Source organism: Streptomyces sp. SPB162 (genome assembly GCF_029504575.1).
Classification (GTDB): domain Bacteria; phylum Actinomycetota; class Actinomycetes; order Streptomycetales; family Streptomycetaceae; genus Actinacidiphila.
Window position 1 is genome coordinate 5,288,894 of sequence record NZ_JAQFII010000001.1, and the last position, 24,552, is coordinate 5,313,445.

Genomic DNA, 24,552 nt, shown 5'->3' on the forward strand with positions numbered 1-24,552 from the left:
CATCCCGGGGGACTGACCATCCCCTGTCGTTCGGCCTGACTTACGCGGCGCTCCCTACCAGGACCTGGTGGGGAGCGTTCTGCTGTGCCCCCACGGTCGCGGGAACCGTCGCCGGCACGGCGATCGCACTGACCAGTACGCCGCCCCTCGCGGACCAGCGTCCGCTGAAACCCGTGGGATCCCCCTGCTCGAGCGCGGACGCCGGCAGCAGCAGCCGGGCACGGAAGGTACGGGCCGATGGGTTGACCGTGATGAGCGCGTCCTCGAAGTCCAGCTCCCGGCCGGTCAGCGGGAACCACGCCTTGTAGACGGACTCCTTCATGCTGAACAGCAGCCGGTCCCAGCACACCTCGGGCGCGGTCCGCATCAACTGCCGTACCCAGCCGCGCTCCTGGGGGAGCGCGATGGACTCCAGGATGCCCTCGGGGAGGGTGTCGTTGGGCTCGGCGTCGATCCCGATCGCCGCCATGTCGCTCGTGCGGGCCACGGCCGCGGCGCGGTAGCCGTTGCAGTGCGTCATGCTGCCGACCACGTCCGGGGCCCACTGCGGCGCACCGCGGGTGCCGGGGAGTATCGGCATCGCCGGCAGGCCGAGCCCGGCCAGGGCGCGGCGGGCGCACCAGCGCGCCGTGGTGAACTCCAGCCGCCGCTTCTCCACCGCGTTGCGGATCTGCTCCGTCTCCTCCGGGAACAGGGTCGCCTCGGGCGGGTCCATCGTCGCGTCCACTGCGACGACTTCTGGGGGAAGCAGCTGCGCGATCATGGAAGCCCCGTTTCGTCCGACGCCTCGTCGGCGTCCGCTGCGTGCTCACTCCGGTGGGTGGCGAGCGATTTCCACGCTGGCTTCCGGAGGGGTCACGGGACAACGCGGAAGGCTCCCACGGCCGTGACAGGGCAGGTCGAAGGCCCGATCCATGCCCACCAGTTGCTATCCCCAGGGGGGCCGGGAGACGGCCTGCCGGTCGGCAGGCACGGGCGCGCGGCGGCTTGTCATGCGGTTGCTACACGCCATGGCAGGGCGGCCCGTGGGGCGCTCGGGGGGCCGGGGTCAGGGGGTACCCCGCTCGGACTTAGGGGTTCTTCCCCACTCGTCGCCGTTCTACCCTCATCGGATGTCTCAAGGGAAGTTGCTGGGCATCAGTGACCTGCACGTCGCGCATCCGGAGAACCGGAAGATCCTCGAGGAGCTGCGCCCTGACGACCCGTCGGACTGGCTGATCGTGGCGGGGGACGTGGGCGAGGTGCTCGAGGACATCGAGTGGGCCCTGGAACTGCTGAGCCTGCGCTACGCGCACGTCGTCTGGGCGCCGGGCAACCACGACCTGTGGACCCCGCACGGCGACTCCTCGCAGCTGCGCGGCGAGGCCCGCTACCGGCATCTGGTCGAGGTCTGCCGTTCGTTGGGCGTGCACAGTCCGGAGGACCCGTACCCGGTCTGGAGCGGCCCCGGCGGCCCGGTCGTCGTCGCCCCGCTGTTCCTCCTGTACGACTACTCCTTCCGGACCCCCACGGCGGCCACCAAGGAGGAGTCGCTCGCGCAGGCCTACGAGGCCGGAATCGTCTGCACCGACGAGTTCCTGCTGCACCCCGATCCCCACCCGTCGCGGGACGCCTGGTGCCGGGCCCGGGTGGCGGAGACCGCACGGCGGCTGGAAGCCTGCGATCCAGAACTGCGGACCGTGCTCGTCAACCACTTCCCTCTGGTGCGGGACCCGACGAATATCCTGCGTTATCCCGAATTCGCCCAGTGGTGTGGAACGGAACTGACGGCGGACTGGCACACCCGATTCCGGGCCGCGGCCGTCGTCTACGGGCATCTGCACATCCCGCGCACCACCTGGTACGACGGCGTGCGGTTCGAAGAGGTGTCGGTCGGCTACCCCCGCGAGTGGCGCACTCCCGGCCACCCCAGGAACGTGCCGCGGCAGATCCTCCCGGAGCCCGTCGCAACCCTCTGACCTGCCGGGACCGTCATGGACCCACACGGGCACTCGGGCGCCGCTGGAGTACTTACTGCAGGGCAACTTCCGGCCACCGTGGTGTGCGGGTTACCTGCCTACACTGGATTCCTGATTAAACGGGGGATTCCTCCGTTTCAATTTCGCCAGTGCCCAGGTGCTCCCCCGGGGAAAAGCGGCCGGTTATTCCGGCCGGCGGGAGCGCGGACCGCACTGGATTACGGGGACAGTGGGGCGAAGATGGTGCTGATCGACCGTGAGGCGGAACTGGCTCTACTCGATACGGCCTTGGCCGGATGCATGGCGGGACACGCCCGGATCGTGCTGGTCGAAGGCGCGGTCGGCTGCGGGAAGAGCGAACTCGCCGACACCGTGGCCGAGTCGGCCGCGAAGGCGGGCGCCGTCGTGCTGCGCGCGATGGGATCCGCGACGGAACGGGCCCTGCCGCTGGGCGTGCTGGGGCAGCTCGTCAACAGCGCGCCGCCCGGGACCCTCCCGGAGCCGGCGCAGAACCAGGGCCCGTCCAGGATCGAGGCCATGCAGGCGTTCAGCGACGCCGTCCACGACCTCAGTACGCGGACGCCGGTGGTGATCTGCGTCGACGACCTGCACCTGGCGGACGACCTGTCCTGCCGCTACCTGCTGCAGCTGGCCCGCCGGGCCCGCACGGCCCGGATCCTGCTGGTGCTGACCGAACCGGTGCACGAGCGCAGCGACGACCCGGTGTTCGGCACCGAGCTGCTGCGCCAGCCCAACTTCACCCGCCTGCGGCTGGAGCGGCTCGGACGGTACGCCGTCGCCGAGGTCCTGGCCCAGGAGCCGGCCGGCCACCCGGACGCGGCGGGCGTCGAGCGGCTCTCCGACCACGCCGGGCACTTCTGGACGGTCAGCGGCGGCAACCCGCTGCTGCTGCGGGCCCTCGTCGAGGAGTACCGGGTCGCCCGGCGGGGTTCGCCCGCGGGTGCGATCCCGGAGCCGGAGGCGGGCGGCGCGTTCACCCAGGCCGTGCTGGCCTGCCTGTACCGCTGCGGACCGCGGACCACCCAGCTGGCCGAGGCGCTGGCCGTCCTGGGCAGGACCGGCACCGCGGAACTCGCGGCGCAGCTGCTGGGCATCACCGCCCCGGCGGCGGTCCAGGGGGTCGCCGCGCTGAACGCCGCCGGGATCCTGGAGAGCTTCCGCTTCCGGCACCCGGCGGTGCGCCGCTCGCTGCTGGACCGGATGGATCCGGCCGCCCGCACCGGACTGCACCGGCGGGCCGCCCGGCTGGCTCACCAGTACGGCATGCCCGCGGCGGCCGTCGCGGGCCAGCTGCTCGCCGCGCAGCACGCGGACGAGGACTGGGCGGTGCCGGTGCTGCGGGCGGCGGCCGAGCAGCTGCTCGCCGACGGCAAGGCCGTACCGGCCTCCGCCTGCCTGGAGCTGGCGTACCAGGGGTGCACCGACGACGAGCAGCGCGCCGAGTTCCGTACCCGGCTGGCCGCCGTGACCTGGCGGACCAACCCGGGAGCCGCGGAACGCCACCTCACCGAGCCGCTGGACGCGCTGCGGGCCGACCGGCTCGCCCCCGCCCGGATGGGCCCGCTCGCCCGGCTGCTGGCCGCCCAGGGGCGGATCGACGAAGCCGGCGACGTCCTCGCCCGGCTCGCGACCGCGACCGGCGACCCGGGCCGCCGCCAGGACCCGCAGCACGGCTCCGCGTCCGTCACCTCGCTGAACGCGGCGCTCGGCGGCAGAACCGGCGCGCAGCTGCCGGGGCACCGGGACGATCCGCTGGACGGGCTGTCCGCCTTCCCGCGCTGGTCCGGCGGGCGGACCCGCGCGGTGGGCCCGCCGTCGTCCACCGCCGCGCACTCCAGCGTCAACGCCGCCACGGTGGCCGTCGCGCAGGCCGCCCTGTGGGCGATCCCGGACGGCGCCCAGGACGGCACGGCCGCCGAGGACGCGGAGCTGTTCCTGCGGGGCACGACGCTCGCGGGGGCCACCGTGGAGCCCATCGTGCAGGCCCTTCGGGTGCTGCTGCACCTGGGCGGCGCGCAAGGTGCCGTGCACTGGAGCCAGGTCATCGGCGAGGAGGCCGCCCGCCGCGAAGCGCCGGGCTGGCAGGCGCTGTTCACCTCGTTGTGGGCCGAGGCACTGCTGCGCCAGGGCGATCTGCGGGGCGCGGAGGACCGGGCCGCGCTCGCTCTCAAGCTGGTGCCGGAGCGCGGCGGCAGTGTCTTCCTGTGCGGGGTGGCGGGGATCCTGGTCCGCGCCCGTACGGCCATGGGCCACTACGACGCGGCGGCCCGGGTGCTCAGCCAGCCGGTCCCCGAAGGGCTCGCCGGCAGCTTCCACGGGCTCGGCTACCTGCGGGCCCGCGGCCAGTACCATCTGGCGACCAGCCGCTACCACGCCGCGCTCGGCGACTTCCTGGACATCGGCCGGCGCACCAAGCGCTGGGGCCTGGACCGGCCGCTGCTGCTGCCGTGGCGCACCGACGCCGCCGAGGCGCTGCTGCAGCTCGGCGAGGCGCACCAGGCGGAGCGCTTCGTGACCGACCAGCTCGCCACCCGCGACGCCGCCAACCCGTGGGTGGCCGGCATCTCGCTGCGGCTGCGCGCCGCGACCCGCGAACCCCGGGAGCGGCAGATCCTGCTCGCCAAGTCAGTCGATGAGCTGCGCAGGTCGGGTGACCGCTACGAACTGGCCCGGTCCATGGCCGAACTCGGCCAGGTGCTCAAGGAGCTGGGCGAGCCCACCCGCGCCAACATGGTCAACCGGCGGGCCTGGCACCTGGCCCAGGAGTGCGGGGCCGAGGCGCTGCGCGAGAAGACCCTGCCGGGGCACAGCGCCGCGGGCGGGATGCCGGAGGACCCGCCGCCGGTGGCGGCCTACGCGGACCTGGAGGCCAAGCTCAGCGACTCCGAGAAGCGGGTGGCGATGCTCGCGGTGCACGGTCACACCAACCGCGAGATCGCGATGAAGCTCTACATCACCGTCAGCACCGTCGAGCAGCACCTGACGCGGGTCTACCGCAAGCTCAGCATCAGCAGCCGGCAGGAACTGCCGGTGGACCTCCAGCTCAGCGTCACCGAGGTGGCCTGAGCGCGGCCCCGAACCAGCATCCCGTACCCATCTGAGAGGACGAGCAGTGAGCACACCGTTCGAGGATCCGGACGCCGCCTACCTGGCGCTGGTCAACGACGAGGGCCAGTACTCGGTGTGGCCCGCCGCCAACGACGTGCCCGCCGGCTGGCGGACCGTCCTGGGGGAGAGCGGCAGGCAGGCCTGCCTCGACCACATCGAGGCGCACTGGACGGACATGCGGCCGGCGAGCCTACGCGCCGCCATGGGCGGGCAGCCGGGCGAGTGACGCGCGGGCGTAGACCACCTGGTACCCCGGCAGGATGAAGAGCGACTCGCGGAACGACGTGGTGGACTCGGGCATCAACTCCGGTACCGAGTCCGGCCGGTCGTACATCAGCGCCCGTTCCAGCCGGAAGAAGTACAGGTTGTGGGCGTCCACCCGGCGCTGGTAGGACCACCAGGCGCGGCACTCCTCGGGGCTGCCGCGCTCCCGCAGGTACGCGGCGACCAGGCGTTCCTCCAGGCAGTGTGCCAACCGTTCCGAGGCGAACTGCGACCGGACGGAGCGGCCGGGGCGGGCTCGTTCGTACAGGCAGTGGCCCAGTTCGTGGGCGATGCCGGCCAGCGCGTCGATCGTGGGGGCGTCCTGGCCCAGCACGATCGCGTTGCCGCGGTCGTCGTCGACCGTCCGGAACGGCGTGCCGGCCTCTTGGAGGGACGACTCGGCCAGGATCCGCGCCACCTCCGCGCGCCGGTGCCGCAGCTCCGGCAGCCCGGCGAGGATCTCGGCCGCGGGCGCGTGGGTGGGGTGGCGCAGGATGACGCTGTCGGCCGGGATGGGCAGCGGCAGCTCGGCGAGGAACGTCAGCATCGAGCGGCGCAGCGGCAGGACGTCCGCGTACTCGGGGCGCGCCATCACCTGCCGGACCTGCCGGTGGGTGCTGTCGATCAGCCGCCGCAGCCACGGGGTCCCGCGGAGCCCGGCCAGCGCTGCCCGGCGGCCCCGCAGCACGCTCTCGATCAGCTCGCCGCGCCCCAGGACCGCCTCCTTCTGCAGCAGGCGGCGCTGGTCCCGGTACGCGGCCACGGCGGCGGCGTCGCCCGGGAAGACGGCGTCGGCGGGTACGCGTGCGTCAACCGCGGTGGTCCGGAGGTCCATTCACCAGGGGGCCGGTTCGGCCGGCCCCGGCTGGAACGGTGTCAGCAGGGCCAGGACGGCGCGGTCGACACGGCGCGGGACGGCGGCCGGGAGGTACAGCGGGCCCGCGAAGAAGACGTTGGCGAGCAGCTCGCCCAGCGAGCCGACCCGTCCCCAGCCCACGGCGGCGGCTCCGGCGACGGCCTGGCCCTGGCCCTGCTCGACCAGGCAGGCGGGGTGCTCGGCGTCGTAGGCGCGCAGCAGCAGCCGCTGGAGCAGCTCCGCCCGGTCCGCGCCGCCGACGTGGTAGACGAGGGTGTTGAACGCGGGGTTCGGCAGCTGCTGGAAGAGCAGCAGGCGGTTGGCGTCGACGACGAGGGTGCCGCGTTCCAGCGGGTCGATCCCCAGGTTGTTGACCGTGGTGGTGAAGGTGGAGACGCCCGGCTCGACGTGCAGGGCCAACTCAGCCGCGTCGGCCAGCCGCTGGAGCTGCTGGACGACCGTGACGCCGAGGCGGGGGTCGCCGGGCAGCAGGACGGCCACGTCGCCGTCGGACCGCGCCCGGTCCAGGATGCGCGCGAGCAGCCGCCCGAAGGGGTCGTGGTCGCGGGCGCCGGCGCGGTGGAGCGCGTGCAGCGATTCGGTGGGCCGGTCCGTCAGCTCGCGGACGTCGACGGCCGGGTCGACCAGGTGCAGCACCGCTTCGGCCTCCCGCAACTGGCGCAGTCCGGCGAGGGTGAGCTGCTCGATCCCCTGGACGCCGAGCCCGACGACCCTGATGCGATTCATCGCGGTTCCTTCCCGGTGGCGCGGCGGTGTGGCGGTGGTGCGCGTGCGCGGGGCGGTGCGGTCGTCAGTGCCGCACCGCCCCGGCGGTGTCACGCGTCGCCGTTGTCCGCGTCGATGTCCTCGAGGATCTGCGCGAGGTCCGCCGGGACGACGCTCTGCAGGCGAGGGGTGTTGTTGTTGCTGCTGTTGTTCGTGTTGTCGTCGTTCATGGCGACGGCGTTGTCCGCGAAGTTCGTGGTCGCGTTGTTGTTCACGTTCGCGTTCGCGTTGTTGTTGGAGTTGTTGTTGCTGTTGTTCGAGTCGTTGTTGTTCGACGAGTTGTTGGACACGAGTCCTCCTGCAGCAGTGCTGTGGGTCGGGCGTGGTGCCCGGTCTGCCCGCGTCGAGCAGCACACCCATGAACCGACATCGCGCTAAAGCCGGGTATGCGCGGGGTTTGTGCCGCGGCCCCCGGCCCGGCAGGTCGCCGCGGCGCCATGACAAGCGCATAGCAACCCCCGGCAGGACACCCCCGCGGATGGCAGGGAACGGGCTCTTCGCCGCGCCGCGCGCGGTCGGTTGCCCCGCGTGCCCCGCACCACCCTTGAGCGGCACCGATCACCCCGGAAGGCTTCGCAGCAGCCGATCAGGGAGGCTCATCATGACCACGCATTCTCTGCCGCCGACGACACTCGTCCCCGGGCAACTGCGTACCGCGCTGCTCGACCAGGTGGAGGAGCGGCTGCGCGGCCTGCTGGCCGGGGAGTTCGACCGCTGGCACGCGGTGAACCCCAGGGCGGCCGGCCTGGTCGGCTCGATCACCGAACTGGTGCGTGCGGGTGGCGACCGGGTCCGCCCCGCCGTCTGCGTCACCGGCTACCTCGCCGCGGGCGGCGACCCCACCTCGAGGGCGATCGTCGACGCCGCGGCCGCGCTGGAGCTGCTCGACACCTGCTTCCTCATCCGCAGCGACATCCGCGACAACGCCCCGCTGCGCCACGGCATCCCCACCCTGCACGTCAGCCACGCCGCCGAGCACGAGCGCAGCGGCTGGCGCGGGGAGTCGCGCCGCTTCGGCGAGGGCACCGCGGTACTCGCGGGCGACCTGGCGCTCGCCTACGCCGACCGGCTCGCGTCCGGACTGCCCGCCGCCGCGTGGCAGCTGTGGGACGAACTGCGCACCGAGCGCGTCATCGGCGCCCACACCGACGCCGCCTGCGCGACCGAGTACCTCGACGACCCGTGGCCCGGCCGCTGCATCGCCGGCTGCGAGCGGGGCTGCGGAGCGGGCTGGTACGCCCTGCACCACCCGCTGCTGCTCGGGGCCGCGCTGGCCGGCCGGCCGGACCTCACCGCCCCGTACCGGGAGTACGCCCGCCCCCTGCACGCCGCCTGGCGGCTGCGCGGGTTCCTGGAGGGCGGGCCCGGCTACGACTGGGACGCGCAGATGCTGCGCGAGGTGCTGCTGGGCACGGAGGAGCGGGACACCGCGGAGCGGATCATCTCCCAGCTCGTCGCCCGCGCCGACCGCGTCGTCGACGCCGCGCCGCTCGCCCCCGGCTGGCGCGACGAACTGGCCGCGTTCGCGATCCGCATCTCCGGCCTGTCCGACTGAAGGGTGTGGTGAAAGTAGCGCCGTTCGCCTGTGCGGCCGGGGCCTGCGGCGTCTGGCGCGGGCGACTGCAAGGCGGAGGGTCGTCCCCGTACGTGGACGTACCTGGACGCACTTGGACGATCCCGAGAAAGTGGCAGGCGTGCGTGCCGGACGTCGCGGGCCAGGCGGGACTTTCGCAACACCCTTGAGGCGCGCGGCGCGGTCTACGCGTCGGAAGCGGGGGTCGGGGCCGGGGCCGGGCGGGGAACGCCCGGCCTGATGCGGGAGAGCCAGCTGCGCAGGCCCTCCTTGCGCAGTTCGCCCCGGTCGTCCCGGGGCAGCGAACCGACCAGCTCCAGCCGGGTCGGCAGGAACGCGGCGGCGACGCCGCGCCCGGCCAGATGGTCCCGCAGTTCGACGAGGCCGGGCGGCTCCGCCTCGGTGGTGGGCACCACGACGGCGCACGGCATCTCGCCGTACTCCGGATCGACGTAGCCGACCACCGCGGCCTCACGCACCCGGGGGTGGGTCAGCAGCCGCTCCTCCAGCTCGTTCACCGGCACCAGGAAAATGCCGCCCAGCCGCTCGCCGGCCCGCCGCATCACCTGGACGCCGCCGAGACCGTCGGCCTTGGCGAGGTCCCCGGTGTCGAGCCAGCCCTCGTCGCGGTCCCAGGTGATCAGTGGGGCGGGACCGCCGCCGCGCTGCCACGTCGCCAGGCAGACGGACGGGCCGCGGACCCGGAGCTGTGACGTCTGCGCGTCGCCCACGCCCTCGGCGGGCACCACGGAGACCTCGAGGCCCGGCAGCGGGCGCCCGTCGCTCTCGGCGTTGCGCTCCGCCGGGGTGTCGCCGCGGGTCACCGTACCCATGCCCAGCTCCGGGGCACCCCAGACCGTGCGCACCGGGGCGCCCAGCGCCCCCGGCAGGTCGGCGAGCAGCTGCGCCGGGGTGCTGGTGCGCCCGCCGGAGAGCAGCAGGCGCAGGGCGCCGAGCTCGCGGGGGCGGTGCTGCTGCGCGGCGAGCACCTCGGACCAGTAGACGGGCGCCGCGTACGCCTGGTTGACGCCGGCGGCGGCCATCAGGTCCAGGCAGCTGCCCGGATCCCAGACGTCCTGGTAGACACCGGTGCCGCCGACCGCGAGCGGCCAGCAGACGCTGTACAGCAGCGAGGCCAGCGAGGTGAGCGGCAGCGCCGAGTAGAAGACCTCGCCCGGCCGCCGGCCGGGACCCGCCGGGTCCCGCTGGGTGCTGATGTTCGCGTACAGGGTGTTGGGCGTGTGCAGGACGGCGGTGTAGGCGTCGCCGAGGCTCATTACGGTGATCATCAAGCTGATGCGGTCCGACCGGTCGGAGCGCAGGGTCAACCGCCGGGCGTGCGGGCCGCGTTCGTGCGGGGTGCGCTGGAAGTACCCGGCGAAGTCGAGGGCGCCCGTCGCGGCGGCGTCGCCGATCACGACGCGGTGCCGCAGCCAGGGGAGCGCAGGGGCGAGGTCGGCGAGGGCCTGCGCGTGCGGGAACCCCTCCCAGACGTCGGGCACGACGCAGATCCGGGCCCGGCTGCCTTCCAGGATCCGTTCCAGGCCGTGCGCGCGCACGGTCGGCAGGACGGGGACGGCGAGCGCGCCCACCCGCAGGCAGGCCAGGGTGAGCGCCGCGGCCTCCCACCAGCTCGGCAGCTGGAAGGCGACGGGATCGCCCGCGCCGATGCCGAGGCCGACGAGTCCGGCCGCGAACCGGTCGACGTAAAGGGCCAGTTGCGCGTAGCTGACGGTGACCGTGCGGCGGTTCGCCGGGCGGTGGATCCGCTGGGAGACGATCGCGGGCCGGTCCGGGTCGGTGGCCGCGGTCCGGTACAGGTCGTGCAGGAACGTCTCGTCCCGCCACCAGCCCTCGGCCCTGAACCGGCCCGCCACGTCCGCGGGCGGCGTGACGGCGGCCAACAGCCCCGACAGGTGCCCGCTCGCCTGCTCCGCCGCCGCCTCCGCCTCCGCACGCCCGGTCACGGCCACCGCCCGACCGACCAGGCCACCTGCACCCGGGAGGTGCAGTTGAGACGGCGCATCACCTGGCGGACGTGGTTCACCACCGTCCATTCGGAGATGCCGAGCTGCCCGGCTATCTGCCGGTTGGTCAGGCCCTCCGAGACGAGCATCGCGACCTGCACCTGGCGCGGGGTGAGCGGCTGCGCCGCCGGGCTCTCCCGCTCGGTGTGCGGGACGGGGACGGCCGCCGCCAGCGCCTCCGCCACGGCCGCGCGGGGCGCCAACCGCAGCCCCTCGGCCCAGGCGGTGGCGAAGCCCGTCCAGTGCAGTCGCTCCCGCAACCCCGCCAGCGCCTCCTCCAGCACGCCCCAGCGTTCGTCGGGCACCCGGCCGCCGAAACTCCGGCGCAGCGCGTCGGCGGCCGCGATCAGCCGGACGGCGCGCGGCTGCTGGCCGGGCGAGGCGCGCAGCAGCAGCAGCGCGAAGGACTCGAGCGTCGCGGGGAGTTCGGTGCGCTCGCCGATCGAGTCGTACAGCCGCAGGCTCTCGCGCAGCGCCCGGCCCGCCCCGTCCAGGTCCTCGGCGTCCTCGGCGAAGGCCGCGGACTCGCGCAGCGCCGTCGCCAGCCCGCGCGGGTCGCGGATCCGCCGGTACGCGTCGAGCGCGCGGTCCAGCAGCTCCCTGCCCTTGCGGGTCTCGCCCTGCACGCGCAGCGCCCCGGCCAGCGCGGTGCCGGCCTCGGCGGCCGGCCCCGCCGCGCCCAGCGACTCCAGGGTGGCCAGCGCCGGGCCGAGCGCCGCCTGCGCTCCCGACGGATCTCCCAGCAGCAGCAGCGCCATGCCCATTCGCGCCGTCACCAGCGCGCCCTGCCGGCGGTCGCCGAGCCGCTTGCACAGCGCGAGCGCGCGGCGGTGCCGCCGCACGGCCAGGTCCGCGTCGCCGAGGGCCGCCGTGAAGGTGCCCGACAGGTCCACCAGCCGGGCCCGCACCGGCTCCGGCAGCGTTCCGCCGCCGGCAGCCGGACCGTCCTCCGCCAGCGCGTCGCACCAGTCGAGGCCCTCGCGCAGCCGCCCCTGGACGAGCCACGGCTGCCGGCACGCGGCGACCAGCGCCGCGACGGCCTCCCGCTCGCCGCGGGCCCGCAGCCGGCGCAGCGCGGCGCTGATGTTGCCGCTCTCCGCGGCCAGGACGCCCAGCCACTTCTCCTGCTCCGTGCCGGCCAGCCGCGGTTCCGTCGCCGTCACCAGCCGCTGGTACTCGCCCGCGTGCCGGTCCAGGGCCGCGTCCGTTCCGCCCGCCTGGTCCAACTCGGTGAGCAGGAACGACCGCACCGGCTCGGGGACGGCGAACCGGGGCTCGCCCAGCTCCTGGTCGACAACGGTCAGCAGGTTCCCGTCGATGAGGGTCTCCAGGACGTCCTCGGCGCCCACCCGGGCCAGCATCGCCATCCCGAACCCCCGCTCGAAGACGGACAGCTGCTCCAGGTGCGCGCGCTGCTCCGGGTCCAGCCGCCGGCAGCTCCACCGGGCGAGCGCCGTCAGCGACCGGTGCCGTTCCGGCGCGTCCACCGGCCCACCGGCCAGGATCGTGGTCCGCTGCCGCAGCCGGGCGAGCAGGACGTGCGGCGGGAACAGCCGCAGCCGCCCGGCGGCCAGTTCGACGGCGAGCGGCAGCCCCTCCAGCAGCGCGCAGATCTCCGCGACGGCCGCGACGTTCTCCGCCGTCAGCGCGAAGCCGGGATCGGCGTCCCGGGCCCGCCGGATGAACAGCGCCACCGACGCGACGTCCTGCACCTCCTGCACATCGGGCTCAGCCGCCGCGGCCGTCTCCGGCACCTGCAGCGGCGCGACCGGCAGCAGCCGCTCACCGTAGACGCGCAGCGGCTCCTGGCCGGTGGCCAGCACCACCAGCCGGGCGTTGGACGCGAGGAGTTCGCCGATCTCGGTGACGGGGGGCACGTCGGGCTGGTCGCAGCCGTCCAGCACGAGCAGGACGTGCCCGTCCGGTGCCCGGCCGGGCAGCGCGTCGCGCGCCAGGTCCACGCAGCGCACCTCGTCGAAGAAGTCCGCCGCCCCGGCGGCGGCCCTCCGCCGCCAGCCGGCTCTTCCCGACCCCGGCGGGTCCCGTCAGGGTCAGCAGCCGCACCGACGGATCCCGCAGCCGGCCGGCCAGCACGACCGTCTCCGTCTCCCGTCCGACCAGGCTCCGGCGCGGGCCGAACCGCTCGGGACCGGCCTGCGGGCGGTCCTGCCGCTGTTCACGCTCCTGCTGCGATACCGGCATCGTTCCCCCTGCCCTCATAGGACGCGGTCATGGTCGGTCTCCCGGCCAAAGCGGTGCTAAAACCTGGCGCCGGGATCCCGGTTCAGGCGGTAAGGGCCGTCAGGCGGCCGGCGGCCGGGAGGGACGTGCGGCGTGGTGCCGGGGCGCGCAGGCGCCAGATGCCCGGCCGGACCTCGAGGTCGGTGGGGTGACCGGACGCCGGGGCCGGGTCGCGCAGCGCGCGCAGGGCGCGGCGGGCGTAGGCCTCCAAGCGCCGGTCCTTGAGCGACGTGGCGAGGTCCAGGCACTGGGTGAACCGGGCGCGGGCGGCCTCCGGGCCCTCCGCCTCCCATGCGAGCAGGGCCAGCGCCCGCAGCGCGTCGTAGCGGCCGCGGGCCCGCGCCGGGGCGGCGAGGGCGGCCAGGGCCGGTTCGAGCAGCGCGGCGGCCGCGGACGTGTCGCCGTCGTCCAGATGGAGGTCGGCGAGGCCGACCAGGGCGCGGCCGAACTCATCCGCGTCGTCGCAGCGCAGGGCGGTGTCACGGGCCCGGGTGTACAGGTCGGTGGCTTCGGCGAGCCGGCGGTTCTGCCAGGCGAGGTCCCCCAGCGAACGCAGCATCCGGGCCTCGCCCGGCCGGTCGCCGCCGCGTCGGGCGGCGTCCAGCGCCAAGGTGTGGGTGGAGCGCCAGTCCGCCCAGGAGGCGTGCGCCTCCAGATAGCCGGTCATGGCGTCGACGAGGCGCAGCGCGGCGGACCACAACCCGGCGGCGTGTGCCGCGCCGACGGCGTGCACCAGGGCTGGCTGCTCCCGCGCGAACCACTCCTGCGGGTGGTCGGTGACCGGACCGGGGACCCCCACCGGTCCGGTCACCGGGCGCGGGGTGAGCGCCGCGTCGGCGCGTTCTGCGGCCCGGGTGTACGCGTCGCACATCCGCTCGGTGGCGGCGCGAGCCGACTCCGGGGTCTCCTCGGCGGCGAGGAGTTCGGTGGCGAGGATCCGCAGCAGCGGGTGGAAGTGGTAGCGGCCCTGGCGCGGGCCGTCGTGCACGGATGCCTCCAGCAGCCGCCCGTCGACCAGGTGCTCCACGACGCGGCCGGCCTCGCCCTCCTCCAGCCCGAGGACGGCGGCGGCCGCCCACAGCCCGAACGGGCCGGCGGGCAGCAGCCCCAGCAGGCGGAACGCGCGCTGGGCGGCGGGGGAGGAGTCCAGGTACGCGACCATCAGGGTGCCGCGGACGTCCAGATCGCCGAGTCGGAGCTCGGTGAGCCGGGAGCGTTCGTCGCGCAGCCGGGCGGCGAGCGAACCGGCGGTCCAGTGCGGCCGGGTGCGCAGCTGGGCGGCCGCGATGTGCACGGCGAGCGGCAGATGGCCGCAGAGCTCCACGATCTCGGCCGCCGCCGCGGGCTCCGCGGCCGCGGAGCCGGGCCCCGCCAGCGCGTCGAAGAGCAGCAGCGACTCGGCGGGGTCGAGGGCGTCCAGCACCACCGGGCGGACGCCGCCGAGCCCGGCGGGCAGCCGGCGCCCGGTGATGAGCGCGGTGGAGCCCGCGGTGGCGGGCAGCAGCGGGCGCAGCTGCGCCTCGGAGGTGGCGTTGTCCAGGACCAGCAGGATCCGCCGGTCGGTGAGCAGGTCGCGCAGCGCGTCCTGGAGGTCCTGCGCCTCGGCGGGCAGGACCACCTGCGTGCCCGCCCGGCGCAGCAGGCGGGTCAGCGCGTCCGCCGCTCCGAGCGGCCGTCCGGGGTCGGGTTCCAGGTCGAGGAAGATCCGACCGTCGGGGAAGGCGTCGGCGCTGTGGTGCGCGGCCTCGACGGCCAGCGCGGTCTTGCCGACGCCCGGCTTGCCGGTGATGGCGACGCTGGTCCCGGCCGGCGCGTCCCGCAGCAGTCGGCCGACCTCGGCGAGCACCGTGTCCCGGCCGGTGAACGAGCCGTCCGCGGCGGGCAGCGAGGTGACGGCGTGGAACTCCGTCCCGAACGCCCGCTCGGGAGCGGCGTGCGCCGGGGCTTCCGCGACCGCGGACCCGGACCCGGACCCGGACCCGGACCCGGCGCCGCCGCCGTTGCCGCCCGCGCTCAGCAGCGCCGCGTCCCCGGCCAGGATGCGCCGGTGCAGCCGCTGCAGCCGGGGGCCGGGCTCGATGGCGAGTTCGTCGACGAGGGTGCGGCGCACCCGTCCGAAGGTGCGCAGCGCCTCCGCCTGCCGGCCGGTCCGGTACAGCGCCACCATCAGATGGGCGTGGAACTCCTCGCGCAGCGGGTGTTCCGAGGCCAGGGACTGCAGTTCGGCGACGAGCCCGCGGTGCCGGCCGAGCTGGAGGTCCGCGCGGACGCGCTGGTCGAGCGCCGTCATCCGCGCTTCGGTCAGCCGCACCGCCGCGCCGCCCAGCAGCGGGCCGTGCGGGGTGTCGGAGAGCAGCGGCCCGCGCCACATCGCGATGGCCCGCTGCTGCAGCTCCGCCGCGGACACGTAGTCCTCCGCCTCCAGGGCCTTGCGCCCGCGGGCGTGCAGCTCCTCGAACGTGGTCATGTCGAGCCGGCCGGGTTCCAGCCGCAGCAGGTAGCCGGGCGGACGGGTCAGCAGGGTGTCACGGCCGTGCTCCGGGTCGGCGGAGTGCAGCAGCTTGCGTAGTTGGGAGACGTAGACCTGGAGGGTGGTGGTCGCGGTGCGCGGCGGGTTGTCCTGCCACAGCTCGTCGATCAGGCTCTCGACCGACACCACCTCGTTCGCCCGCACCAGCAGAGCGGCCAGCACGACGCGCAGTTTGGCGGCGCGCGGCGTGTAGGAGACGGCGGGTGTGGCGGCGCCGTCGGGGCCGGCCTGCGACCCGTCGCTCCCACCGATCTCCATCGGGCCCAGAATCCAGAATCTCATCGCGTTACCCCCGTCCCGCTCTGCGTGCTCGCGTGCATGGTCCTGCGTCGTACGTACTCGGCACCTTCGGTGGCGCCGGGTCAGAAGTCCTGCACCACGGTGGTCCTGGCCTCCGCCACGGCGCGCCGCCGCTGCGTGACCGTCAGCGTGACCGGCACGGCCGGCCGGCCGTACTCGTCCCGGCCGAGCGCCCCGGGCACCGCCGTGCACCGCAGCGGCAGTCCCGGCTCCGCGTAGCTGCGGAAGTGCACCTCGGACGAGGCCGGCGTGCTGCGTGCGGGGGCGAGCCCGAAGGCGCGGCCGGCCGCGAGCAGCGAGGTCTGGCGCACCGACTCCAGCAGGTGCGTTCCCGACAGGTGGCCGCCCTCCGGAGCGAAGACCGGGTTCGGGTTGTCGGTCAGCACCCACGTCGTCAGCCGGCCGCGCGAGGACTCGGACGGCTCGCTGACCACGACGTTCGAGACCGAGGAGCGCCCGACCTCGGCCGGGTCCACCGGCCGGAGCGCCCCGTTCGGGGCGTCGTCGAGCTCCGGCGCGGCGCGCAGCGCCTGGCGGTTGTGGGCCAGGTGGTTGCGGTGCAGCTGCGGCATGAGGAAGACCAGCCCCGCGGTGCCGGTGCAGCACGGCATGTCGTTGATCCGCACCTCGATGTGGAAGTCGAGGCCGCGCGGCACTCCGTTCATCGCGTTCGCGGGCTTCGCCCTGATGTTCGTCGTCATCCGCGCCGCGCCCGACTCCGTCGAGTCGGCGAAGTCCGTGCGCCAGGCGCGCAGTTCGGTGAGGTTGAGGTGGAAGCCGTAGAAGAGACCCGGCCGGTCCTGCGGCACCCCGAAGTAGCGGTGCCCGACGAACTCGCCGATCTCCCGGATCGTCTCCGTGACGATCTGCGCGTCGTGGAAGTGGCCGGGACCGTCGTTGAACAGCGGATGCGCCCGCGGCAGCTCCCCGGCCAGGACGAAGTGCTCCTCGCCGACGCTCGGGGCGTCCAGCAGGTAGTGGTCCCACGACGGCGGGCAGTGGATCAGGTGGCGGGTGCCGTTGCCGAGTGCCAGTTCAGCGGTGGCGGCGCTTTCTACTGTCATGGCGTCTCCTTGGTCCGGCGTCTTCCCCGCGGATGCGGCGTCGTCGGGAGTCTCCTCGTCCAAGGTTCCGGAGCCAGGGGGGTCCGGGCCAGCCGGGAGCGGTGGCAGCAAGCTGCACGGCCGGAACTCCGCCCCCGTCGGGCCTCCGGTGAGGCTTTAGCGAAGCCCATGAGGTCAGGGGCACGCTCGTACCGCTGCCCCCGCTCCCTTACTCCCCCGCAGGGGAGCCCTGGGCGCCCGCGAGCCCCGCCCCCGGGTCTTCCCCCGGACCCCTGGGCGGGGCCTTCGCCAGGACCCCGCCGCCCGCTACAGGTGGCGGCCGCCCGCTACAGGTGGCGACCGCCGCGCCCCACCAGATGGGCGACCTGGGTACGGGAGACGACCCCCAGCTTCTTGAAGATCCGGCTCAGATACGTCTCCACGGTCTTGGGGCTGAGCTGCATCCGGCCCGCGATCTGCTGGTTGGTGAAGCCCGCGCTGACCAGCACGGCGACCTGGACCTCCCGGCGGCTGAGCGACGCCAGTTCGACGGCGCCCGGCCCGTCCGGAAGGCCGGCCGTCAGGGGTTCCCCATCCATCGCGTCCGCCATCGCGGACTGCGGCACCGCGGCGGTGGGCGCCGCCGCCCGCACCGCGCGCCCCTGGGCGCCGTACCGCCAGCCCGCGTCGGTGGCGCGCAGGACGAGGCCCGCGACGGCCGGGTGCCGGAAGCGGAAACGGCGCAGGTGGCCGTCGGGGCGGATGAGGCCCTCGCTCTGCAGGTCGTCGACTGCACCGAGCACCCGTTCCAGCGGCAGTTCCGCCACCTCGGCGACGGGGCCGGGAGTGAACGGGTCGCCGAGCACGGCGGCGGCGCAGGCGGTCCGCCAGGCCTCCGGGGACAGCGCGCGGAAGTCCACGGACGCGGCGTCGGGGTTGACCGGCAGCCGGCCCGCGTCGCGCAGGGCGTGCAGCAGTCCGGGCACCCCGGCCGCGTCGCGCAGCAGCAGCTGGCGCCGGATCGGGTCGAGGCCGGCCGGTAGCAGCGCGGCGGCATCCCGCTCGGCGAGCGGGACGATGTCGAGGTGCCGCCACGACGGGACGGCGCCGTGGGCCCGCAGGGAGCGCAGCGACGAGAGGTGGCGGGCGGTGGGGGAGTCGCGGAAGGCGAGCGCGATGAGCACGGGCGCCTCGGGCGGATGCCGGACCAGGTGGTCCAGGAGCTGCAGCGACAGCGGATCGGCGCGGTGCACGTCGTCGAGGACGAGCAGCAGCCCGTCCGTGCCCGCCGCCCGCCCGATCAGCGCGCGCATCGCGCGGAGCAGCCAGTACGCGTCCGGGTCGGCCGGAGCGGGCGCGGGCGGCTCCCGGCGCCCCGCGGCCAGTGCGGGGAAGACCCCGGCGAGCCGGTCCGCCTCCCGGGGGCCCAGCCGCGCTGCCAGGCCGGGGCCGATGCGCGCCAGCCGGTCGTCGAGCGCGTCGACGAACACCTCGAAGGGCACGGACCCGCCGAGCCGTCCGGCCCGTCCGGCGGCCACCGTCCAGCCGTCCTCGCGCGCCACCGCGATCAGCTCCGCCAGCAGCCGCGACTTGCCGACCCACGGCTCACCGGCCAGCGAGACGATCCGCGCCGACGTCCGGGCGAGCCGCAACGACTCCTCCAGCACCAGCAGTTCGTTCCGGCGGCCAACCGGCGCGGAACCGGTGGTCTGCGACAGGACGGTCTCCACAGGCGGCACGTCGTCCTCGCTGTCCTCGGCGGGCCCCGGGGTCACGGCTCTCGGCTCCCGGCCCTCGCAGCGTGCCCGCACCCGGGCGCGCGGCCAAGAGCGTTCCCCTGTCCGGAAGCTGCACGACAGGAAGTGGCACGTGGGGGAAATCCCTGACTTACGCCGAGGCGGCGTGTTGGTCAGGCTCGGGGACAAGTGGGCCCGGCGGCACCCCGCCACGTCCCACCCCCAATGTCGGAGGAGCACGTCATGACGGCCGTCGAACCCGAACAAGCTGTCCTGCCGCCGCGGCCCCGCCCGCAGGCCGCGCCCGCCGTACCGGGCGCGCGCCTGCGCTTCGGCTACGCCTCGGGATCGCTGGTCACGGGCACCTTCAACACCCTGCCCGGCCTCCTGCTGCTGCCCTACCTGACCGACACCCTCGGCATCGGAGCCGCCCTGGCCGGCACGGGGTGGTACTGCTCCCCAAGGTGTGGGACGCCGTACTCAACCCGCTGGTCGGCCGGGCGAGCGACCGCACCCGCACGCGCTGGGGCGCGCGCCGGCCCTACGTGCTGCTCGGCGGTCTCGCCGCGGCCCTGACGTTCGCGCTGATGTTCTCCGGAGTGGCCGCCGGTACGGCGGGCGCCTGGTTCACCGGCGCCGGATTCCTGCTCTCCGCGACGGCCTTCGCCTTCTTCCAGGTGCCGTACGCGGCCATGCCCGCCGAGATCACCACCCGGCGCCAGGACCAACTGCGCCTGGTCGGCGGCCGGGTGGCCGTCATCGGGGTCGCCGCCCTGATCGCGGGCGCCGCGGGCCCCGCCATCGCGGACGCCGGCGGCGGGGGCATCCCCGGACACCGCTGGGTCGGCCTGTTCGGCGCGCTCGTCATCGCCGCCGGCGCGGTCGGCGCCTTCCTCGGCACCGCGGGAACCCGCGGCGACCGGGTCCTGGAGAGCGAGCCGAGCCTGCGCCGCCAGTTCGCCGTGGCCCGCGCCAACGCCCCGTTCATGGCCCTGCTGCGCTGCGGCGTCGTCCAGTCGCTCGCCACCGGCTTCATGCTCGTCGGGGCGCCGTACTTCACCGACCACGTGCTGCACGACTCCGACGCCACCGGGCTGGTCGTCGCCGCCTTCGTCCTGCCGAACCTGCTCACCGTCAACCTCTGGTCGCGGCTCGCCGCCCGGATCGGCAACCGCCGGGGATACACCACCGCCTGCGGGCTCTTCATCGCCGGCTGCGTCCTGCTGCTCGCCTCGCCGGACCTGCCGCTCGCCGTGGTCGCCGTCGCCATCGCCCTTGCCGGCACCGGGCACGCCGGCCAGCTGCTCTTCCTGTACGCGATGCTCACCGACCGCACCACCCACGACACCGAACGCACCGGCCGCCGCCAGGCCGGTGTCTTCTCCGGCGTCTTCACCACCGGCGAAATGCTCGGCCTCGCCCTGGCGCCCTTCCTCTACGGGCTGGTCCTGCAGGTCTTCGGTTACGCGTCCTCCACCGGCGACTCCGTCCCGCAGAGCTCCACGGCGGAGTCGGGCGTGCTGCTCGGCTTCACCCTGCTGCCCGTTCTCGCGACCGCCGCCGCCCTGACGCTGCTGCGCGGCTACGACCGGCTGGTCGCGGCCGGCTGACCCGTCACGTCCGCCCGTTCAGCGCAGTCGCGGTGGTTCCGCGCTGCCGGGCGGCACCCCGGCGGGCAGCCGGTGGACCGGCCCGTCGGGCGAGCGGAGCTCGACGGCCCCCGCGGTGTCGTCGGTGACCGTGCCGACGATCGCGGCCTGGCGGCCGTACGGGTGGGAGCGCAGCGCGCCGAGGACCGCGTCGGCCGCCGCCGGCGGCGCGAACAGGCACAGGGAGCCGGCGTTCGCGGCGTGCAGCGGCGACAGGCCGAGGAGTTCGAAAGCGGGCCGGGCCTCGTACTGGACCGGCAGCGCGGCCTCCTCGATCCGGAGCGTCAGGCCGCGGGCCGCCGCGCAGGCGCGCAGCGTCGCGGCGAGGCCGCCCGTGGTGATCGGGGCGGCGGCCCGGACCGCGTCCGGCGGCAGCCCGTTCAGCAGGGAGGTCAGCGGGGCACAGTCGCTGGGCACATGGTGCTCGAAGCCGAGTCCGGCGCGCAGCGACAGCAGATGGACGGCGTGGTTGCCGAGCGGCGCGGTCACCAGGACGCGGTCGCCCGGCCGGACACCGCTCAGCGCCAGGGGCGGGCGGCGGTGGACCCCGATGCCGGTCGTGGTGACGAACAGCTGGTCGGCGTCGCCCGCCCGCACCACACGGGTGTCGACGGCGGCGATGGCGATCCCGGCCTCGTGGGCGGTGTCGCGGATGGACTCCGTCATCCGCCGCAGGAGTTGCAGCGGCGTCCCGGCCTCGACGATCAGCCCGAGCGAGAGGGCGTACGGGTCGGCTCCGGTCGCGATGAGCACGTTGACGGTGCCGGCGACCGCGAGCCGGCCGAGGTCGCCGTTGCCGAAGAACGGCGGGTCGACGACGTAGCAGCCGGTGCGGACGGCGAGCGGCTCGCCGCACGGCGGCGGAGTTCCGCCGGGCGCGAGGCCCGGTCCGAGGACGTCCAGGACCAGGTCCGTCAGCCGCCGCGGGCCGGTTCCCGAGTCGTCGGCGAGCGCGACCTGTCCGACGGGCCAGGAATTCACATCCATTATCAAGGAAGGCTCCCCCGTGAACCGGCCGGAAAGGCCATTTCGAGCCCGGACGGGCACGGTCGCACCCTGTTCCCTCCGGACGTGTTCACGGTAGTCGGGGGAAGTTCTGACAGCAGGTCGACAGGGGGTGATAGGGGGTGGGAAAGGGGGTCTGGACCACAATTCCCCATACCTAGAATCGGAGTCCGTATTAGCGGGGATTTCCGCCGAGGACAGGATGGACGGGAATGGCTGACGTCAGGACCCGGGTGGCAGAGGCGTTCGACCGCGCGGACCGGCTCGACCCGGTGCTCGGCACGTACCTCGGCCGGTTCACCGAAGAGGCCGCCGGCGCGGCGGAGCGACTGGACACGGCCGTCGCGGACGGCGCCGGGACCGGCCCGCTGCACGGCCTGACGCTGGGAGTGAAGGACGTCTTCGCGACCCGCGAGGCACCCGCGAGCTGCCAGAGCCGGGTGCACGACGTGGAGTGGTGGGCCGGTCGCGACGCCGTACCGGTCGCCCGGCTGCGGGCGGCCGGCGCGGTACCGCTCGGTCGCACGACCATGGCCGAGCACGCACTGGGCCGGCCCGACCCGGCCCTGGACTTCCCGGTGCCGCGCAACCCGTGGGACATCAACCGCTGGACCGGCGGCTCCAGTTGCGGCAGCGCCAACGGGCTGCCCGCCGAGCTGTTCGACGTCGGCCTCGGCACCGACAGCAACGGCAGCATCCGCATCCCGGCTGCGCTGTGCGGCGTCACCGGCTTCAAGCCCACCCACGGCCTGGTCCCCGACGGCGGCTGCCGTCCGCTGAGCCGCTCGCTGGACGTCGTCGGCCCGCTGGCCCGCAACGTCAGGGACTGCGCGAGCACCCTCGCGGTCCTGGCCGGAGGGCCGGACGCCACCGTGTGGCGCACCGACCTGCGCGGCGCCCGCATCGGCGTGCCCGCCAAGGCGCTGGAGGAGTCGGCGCAGCTGTCCGACGACTGCGCGGCGGCCTTCGCCGGCGCTCTGGAGGAACTGCGGGAAGCCGGCGCCGAGATCGTCACCGTGGAACTCCCCGAGGTGTACCCGCTGTTCGCGGCGCAGTTCATCACCCTCCTCGCGGAGGCGTTCGAGCTGCACGGCGCCGGACTGCGCACCCGCTGGGCGGAGTACGGACGGCCGTTCCGCCGGACCGCCGTCCTCGGCGGCCTGGTCGGCGCCCCGACCTACCTGCACGCCCAGCGGGTCCGCGCCTCGGCCGCCGCGAGCCTGCGCGAGCGCTTCGAGGGTCTCGACGCGATGGCCACCCCGACCTGGCCGACCACCGCGCCCCGGTACGACGACCCCGCCGCGCTGGGCACGGTCTCGTGGCTGCCCGGCCTGTGGAGCGCCGTCGGCTTCCCCGCCGTCGCCGTCCCGATGGGCTTCGGCGGCGACGGTATGCCCCTGTCGCTGCAGCTCGCGGGGTTGCCGTGGAGCGACTTCGACCTCGCGGCGCTGGCCGACGTCTACCAGTCGGCCACCCACTGGCACCTGCGCCGACCCGACCTCGCCGCCGGATCACTGCCCGCCGCCGTACCGGTGGCGGAACCGCAGTCGTCCCCGGGTGACCCCGAGCAGCAGCGCCGGCTCGCCGCCGCGCTGCGCGACACCGGCGTGGACGTCGACGATGCCGAGGTCGCGGAGTTCACCGGGATGTGGGGGCTCACCTCGATGCTGTTCGGCTTCCTTCCCGAACTCCCGGTGGACCAGGGCCCGCTGCTGCCCACCCCGCCCCCTTTGTGAGGAGACACCATGACCAGCACCACCGATACCACTGATAACCCGTACATACGGCGCTACCACACCGCCCTCGCGGGCACCCCGCGCCTGGTCTGCTTCCCGCACGCCGGCGGATCGGCGAGCTTCTACTTCCCGGTGTCGCAGGCACTCGCCCCGGACATCGACGTACTGGTCGTGCAGTACCCGGGGCGGCAGGACCGGCGCAAGGAACCGCTCATCGACACCATCGGGGAACTCGCCGACCGGGTCTTCGAGGACCTGCGGAAGTTCGCCGACGAGCCGCTGACGTTCTTCGGGCACAGCATGGGCGCCACGGTGGCCTTCGAGGTCGCCCGCCGCATGGCGGACGCCGGCCTGCCCGCGCCCACCCGGCTGATCGCCTCCGCCCGCCGCGCCCCGTCCCGCACCCGCGTCGACCGGGTGCACCTGAAGGACGACGAAGGCCTGATCAAGGAGTTGCGGAAGCTCAGCGGCACCGATTCGCGGGTGCTGGGCAACGAGGAGATCATGCGGCTCGCCATCCCCTCGATCCGCAACGACTACAAGGCCGTCGAGACCTACAGCGCGGACGCCGGAGTGCGCGTCGACTGCCCCGTCACCGTCTTCGTCGGCGACGACGACCCCACCACCACGCTCGCCGAGGCGGCGGCCTGGAGCAACCACACCACCGGCACGTGCGAGGTCCAGGTCTTCCCCGGCGGCGGCCACTTCTACCTCGCCGACCGGCCGAAGGAGGTCCTCGACGCCATCACCCGGCGTATGGGCGTTCCGGTCGCGGGCTGAGACTCCCTCCGACCTGCTGAGGACGGTTAGGGGTGCGGCGGGCGGCCATAGGGGGTCCGCCCGTCAGCACCCTTCGTCTAGCGTCGTGCCAACGGAAGAATTCCTGGAATCGGCTGGATAGGGAATCACGTGAGTCTCCTTTCATGGAAATCGCTGGCAAAGGGCGACCGGGACGAATTGATTCTGTCGGTCGATTTCAGCACCAGCGGGCGCACCCAGGCGGGTTTCGCCGACTTCGCGCCCCGGCTGGACCCGCCCGCCGCCGCGTTCTGGACGACGCTCCCGCCGACGGCGGACGACGCCGTCGCCCTCGACGGCTACGTCGACTGGTGGCTCACCGACGTACGGGAGAGCGGCCGGCGCGTCACCGCCGTCCTCGGCTACTGCGCGGGAGCGGTCTTCGCCGCCGCGCTGGCCGAACGGATCGGCGAGTGGCAGGACACCCCGGCCCTGGTGCTGTTCGACCCCGAACTGCCCAACACCGTCGGGCTGTACAAGGACTTCCACGCCGCGGGCGACTCACTGGCCTCGCTGCTCACGCCCGCGGAGCTGACGGAGTTCCACGAGGCGGGACGGCGGATCGAACGGCGCTACGCCGATGACCTCGCGGCCGTCGGCCCCGAACTCGCCCTGATCTTTACCCACGCGGTGGGCACCGCCGCGGAGCGCCTCGAACTCGACGACGACATCCGCGACGACCTCGCCGGGGTCTTCAACTCGCTGGTCGGCTACCTGGCAGCGGCCTCGTCCATCGACCCGCTGCCGCAGTGGGCCCGCGGCACCGCGATCACCTCGGGCCCGCCATCGTACCCCGTCGGCCGGGAGATCCGCTTCGACGTCGACCACGACGACCTGCTGCGCATCAACGGCGTCGCCCGCGCCCTGTCGGAGCTGCTCTCCGGCGACCGCACCGAATCAACGACCGCAGGCAGGTGACCC

Annotated in this window: 19 protein-coding genes; 9 read left to right on the forward strand and 10 right to left on the reverse strand. The window is 74.4% G+C overall.

Annotated features, from left to right (window positions below; all coding sequences use genetic code 11):
- Positions 1–40 precede the first annotated feature (40 nt).
- Positions 41–763: a 4'-phosphopantetheinyl transferase superfamily protein gene (locus tag M2266_RS24245; protein WP_277440085.1), complete on the reverse strand. Its 723-nt coding sequence runs from the start codon at positions 761–763 to the stop codon at positions 41–43.
- A gap of 349 nt (positions 764–1,112) precedes the next feature.
- Between M2266_RS24245 and M2266_RS24250 the strand changes: the two genes are divergently transcribed.
- The 3 genes from M2266_RS24250 to M2266_RS24260 all read left to right on the forward strand — a co-directional run bounded on the left by M2266_RS24250 (position 1,113) and on the right by M2266_RS24260 (position 5,313).
- Positions 1,113–1,958, forward strand: coding sequence for a metallophosphoesterase (locus M2266_RS24250; RefSeq protein ID WP_277440086.1), 846 nt, complete (start codon positions 1,113–1,115; stop codon positions 1,956–1,958).
- Positions 1,959–2,198: 240 nt separating this feature from the next.
- Entirely contained in the window at positions 2,199–5,045 is a 2,847-nt protein-coding gene (locus tag M2266_RS24255) for a LuxR family transcriptional regulator (protein ID WP_277440087.1), read from the forward strand.
- 46 nt (positions 5,046–5,091) lie between these two features.
- Positions 5,092–5,313 carry an MbtH family protein gene (locus M2266_RS24260; RefSeq protein WP_277440088.1) on the forward strand — a complete coding sequence of 74 codons (222 nt, stop codon included), beginning with the start codon at positions 5,092–5,094 and terminating at the stop codon, positions 5,311–5,313.
- On the opposite strand, the gene M2266_RS24265 is transcribed toward M2266_RS24260, so the two are convergent.
- From M2266_RS24265 to M2266_RS24275, 3 genes are all read right to left on the reverse strand, one after another.
- On the reverse strand, positions 5,278–6,186 hold the full coding sequence (locus M2266_RS24265) for a hypothetical protein (protein ID WP_277440089.1): 909 nt from the start codon (positions 6,184–6,186) through the stop codon (positions 5,278–5,280). The two genes, M2266_RS24260 and M2266_RS24265, sit on opposite strands and share 36 nt — an antisense overlap.
- Positions 6,187–6,954 (reverse strand): SAM-dependent methyltransferase, encoded by a 768-nt coding sequence (locus M2266_RS24270; RefSeq protein WP_277440090.1) that lies wholly within the window; start codon positions 6,952–6,954, stop codon positions 6,187–6,189.
- Positions 6,955–7,043: 89 nt separating this feature from the next.
- Positions 7,044–7,283 (reverse strand): hypothetical protein, encoded by a 240-nt coding sequence (locus M2266_RS24275; RefSeq protein ID WP_277440091.1) that lies wholly within the window; start codon positions 7,281–7,283, stop codon positions 7,044–7,046.
- Positions 7,284–7,594: 311 nt separating this feature from the next.
- Between M2266_RS24275 and M2266_RS24280 the strand changes: the two genes are divergently transcribed.
- A complete protein-coding gene (locus M2266_RS24280; RefSeq protein WP_277440092.1) occupies positions 7,595–8,548 on the forward strand; it encodes a polyprenyl synthetase family protein in 954 nt (317 codons plus the stop codon).
- Between the two features lie 203 nt (positions 8,549–8,751).
- On the opposite strand, the gene M2266_RS24285 is transcribed toward M2266_RS24280, so the two are convergent.
- From M2266_RS24285 to M2266_RS24305, 5 genes are all read right to left on the reverse strand, one after another.
- On the reverse strand, positions 8,752–10,533 hold the full coding sequence (locus M2266_RS24285) for an AMP-binding protein (RefSeq protein WP_277440093.1): 1,782 nt from the start codon (positions 10,531–10,533) through the stop codon (positions 8,752–8,754).
- Positions 10,530–12,554, reverse strand: coding sequence for a LuxR C-terminal-related transcriptional regulator (locus M2266_RS24290; RefSeq protein ID WP_277440094.1), 2,025 nt, complete (start codon positions 12,552–12,554; stop codon positions 10,530–10,532). The genes M2266_RS24285 and M2266_RS24290 overlap by 4 nt, the downstream gene beginning before the upstream one ends.
- A gap of 323 nt (positions 12,555–12,877) precedes the next feature.
- Entirely contained in the window at positions 12,878–15,646 is a 2,769-nt protein-coding gene (locus tag M2266_RS24295; RefSeq protein ID WP_277440095.1) for an AfsR/SARP family transcriptional regulator, read from the reverse strand.
- Between the two features lie 80 nt (positions 15,647–15,726).
- On the reverse strand, positions 15,727–16,728 hold the full coding sequence (locus tag M2266_RS24300) for an AfsA-related hotdog domain-containing protein (RefSeq protein WP_277440096.1): 1,002 nt from the start codon (positions 16,726–16,728) through the stop codon (positions 15,727–15,729).
- A gap of 326 nt (positions 16,729–17,054) precedes the next feature.
- Entirely contained in the window at positions 17,055–18,482 is a 1,428-nt protein-coding gene (locus tag M2266_RS24305; protein ID WP_277440097.1) for a LuxR family transcriptional regulator, read from the reverse strand.
- 204 nt (positions 18,483–18,686) lie between these two features.
- Here M2266_RS24305 and M2266_RS24310 point away from each other — a divergent pair, with 204 nt between their 5' ends.
- Entirely contained in the window at positions 18,687–19,019 is a 333-nt protein-coding gene (locus M2266_RS24310) for a hypothetical protein (protein ID WP_277440098.1), read from the forward strand.
- On the forward strand, positions 18,908–20,053 hold the full coding sequence (locus M2266_RS24315) for an MFS transporter (protein WP_277440099.1): 1,146 nt from the start codon (positions 18,908–18,910) through the stop codon (positions 20,051–20,053). Before M2266_RS24310 ends, M2266_RS24315 begins: the two co-directional genes overlap by 112 nt.
- 18 nt (positions 20,054–20,071) lie before the next feature.
- Here M2266_RS24315 and hypE read toward each other — a convergent pair whose 3' ends face one another.
- The gene (gene hypE / locus M2266_RS24320) at positions 20,072–21,073 is read right to left on the reverse strand and encodes a hydrogenase expression/formation protein HypE (RefSeq protein WP_277440100.1); all 1,002 of its coding nucleotides are present in this window, start codon (positions 21,071–21,073) and stop codon (positions 20,072–20,074) included.
- Between the two features lie 236 nt (positions 21,074–21,309).
- Between hypE and M2266_RS24325 the strand changes: the two genes are divergently transcribed.
- From M2266_RS24325 to M2266_RS24335, 3 genes are all read left to right on the forward strand, one after another.
- The gene (locus M2266_RS24325) at positions 21,310–22,833 is read left to right on the forward strand and encodes an amidase (protein ID WP_277440101.1); all 1,524 of its coding nucleotides are present in this window, start codon (positions 21,310–21,312) and stop codon (positions 22,831–22,833) included.
- Positions 22,834–22,842: 9 nt separating this feature from the next.
- The gene (locus tag M2266_RS24330) at positions 22,843–23,613 is read left to right on the forward strand and encodes an alpha/beta fold hydrolase (protein ID WP_277440102.1); all 771 of its coding nucleotides are present in this window, start codon (positions 22,843–22,845) and stop codon (positions 23,611–23,613) included.
- Between the two features lie 129 nt (positions 23,614–23,742).
- Positions 23,743–24,549, forward strand: coding sequence for a hypothetical protein (locus M2266_RS24335; protein WP_277440103.1), 807 nt, complete (start codon positions 23,743–23,745; stop codon positions 24,547–24,549).
- The last annotated feature ends 3 nt before the right edge of the window (positions 24,550–24,552 follow it).

What these genes read in the sequence shown, in the direction of transcription:
- M2266_RS24245 (WP_277440085.1), bottom strand. Translation starts at nt 763, where the DNA reads ATGATCGCGCAGCTGCTTCCCCCAGAAGTCGTCGCAGTGGACGCGACG.
- M2266_RS24250 (WP_277440086.1), top strand. Translation starts at nt 1,113, where the DNA reads ATGTCTCAAGGGAAGTTGCTGGGCATCAGTGACCTGCACGTCGCGCAT.
- M2266_RS24255 (WP_277440087.1), top strand. Translation starts at nt 2,199, where the DNA reads ATGGTGCTGATCGACCGTGAGGCGGAACTGGCTCTACTCGATACGGCC.
- M2266_RS24265 (WP_277440089.1), bottom strand. Translation starts at nt 6,186, where the DNA reads ATGGACCTCCGGACCACCGCGGTTGACGCACGCGTACCCGCCGACGCC.
- M2266_RS24270 (WP_277440090.1), bottom strand. Translation starts at nt 6,954, where the DNA reads ATGAATCGCATCAGGGTCGTCGGGCTCGGCGTCCAGGGGATCGAGCAG.
- M2266_RS24280 (WP_277440092.1), top strand. Translation starts at nt 7,595, where the DNA reads ATGACCACGCATTCTCTGCCGCCGACGACACTCGTCCCCGGGCAACTG.
- M2266_RS24295 (WP_277440095.1), bottom strand. Translation starts at nt 15,646, where the DNA reads ATGAGATTCTGGATTCTGGGCCCGATGGAGATCGGTGGGAGCGACGGG.
- M2266_RS24300 (WP_277440096.1), bottom strand. Translation starts at nt 16,728, where the DNA reads ATGACAGTAGAAAGCGCCGCCACCGCTGAACTGGCACTCGGCAACGGC.
- M2266_RS24310 (WP_277440098.1), top strand. Translation starts at nt 18,687, where the DNA reads ATGACGGCCGTCGAACCCGAACAAGCTGTCCTGCCGCCGCGGCCCCGC.
- M2266_RS24325 (WP_277440101.1), top strand. Translation starts at nt 21,310, where the DNA reads ATGGCTGACGTCAGGACCCGGGTGGCAGAGGCGTTCGACCGCGCGGAC.
- M2266_RS24330 (WP_277440102.1), top strand. Translation starts at nt 22,843, where the DNA reads ATGACCAGCACCACCGATACCACTGATAACCCGTACATACGGCGCTAC.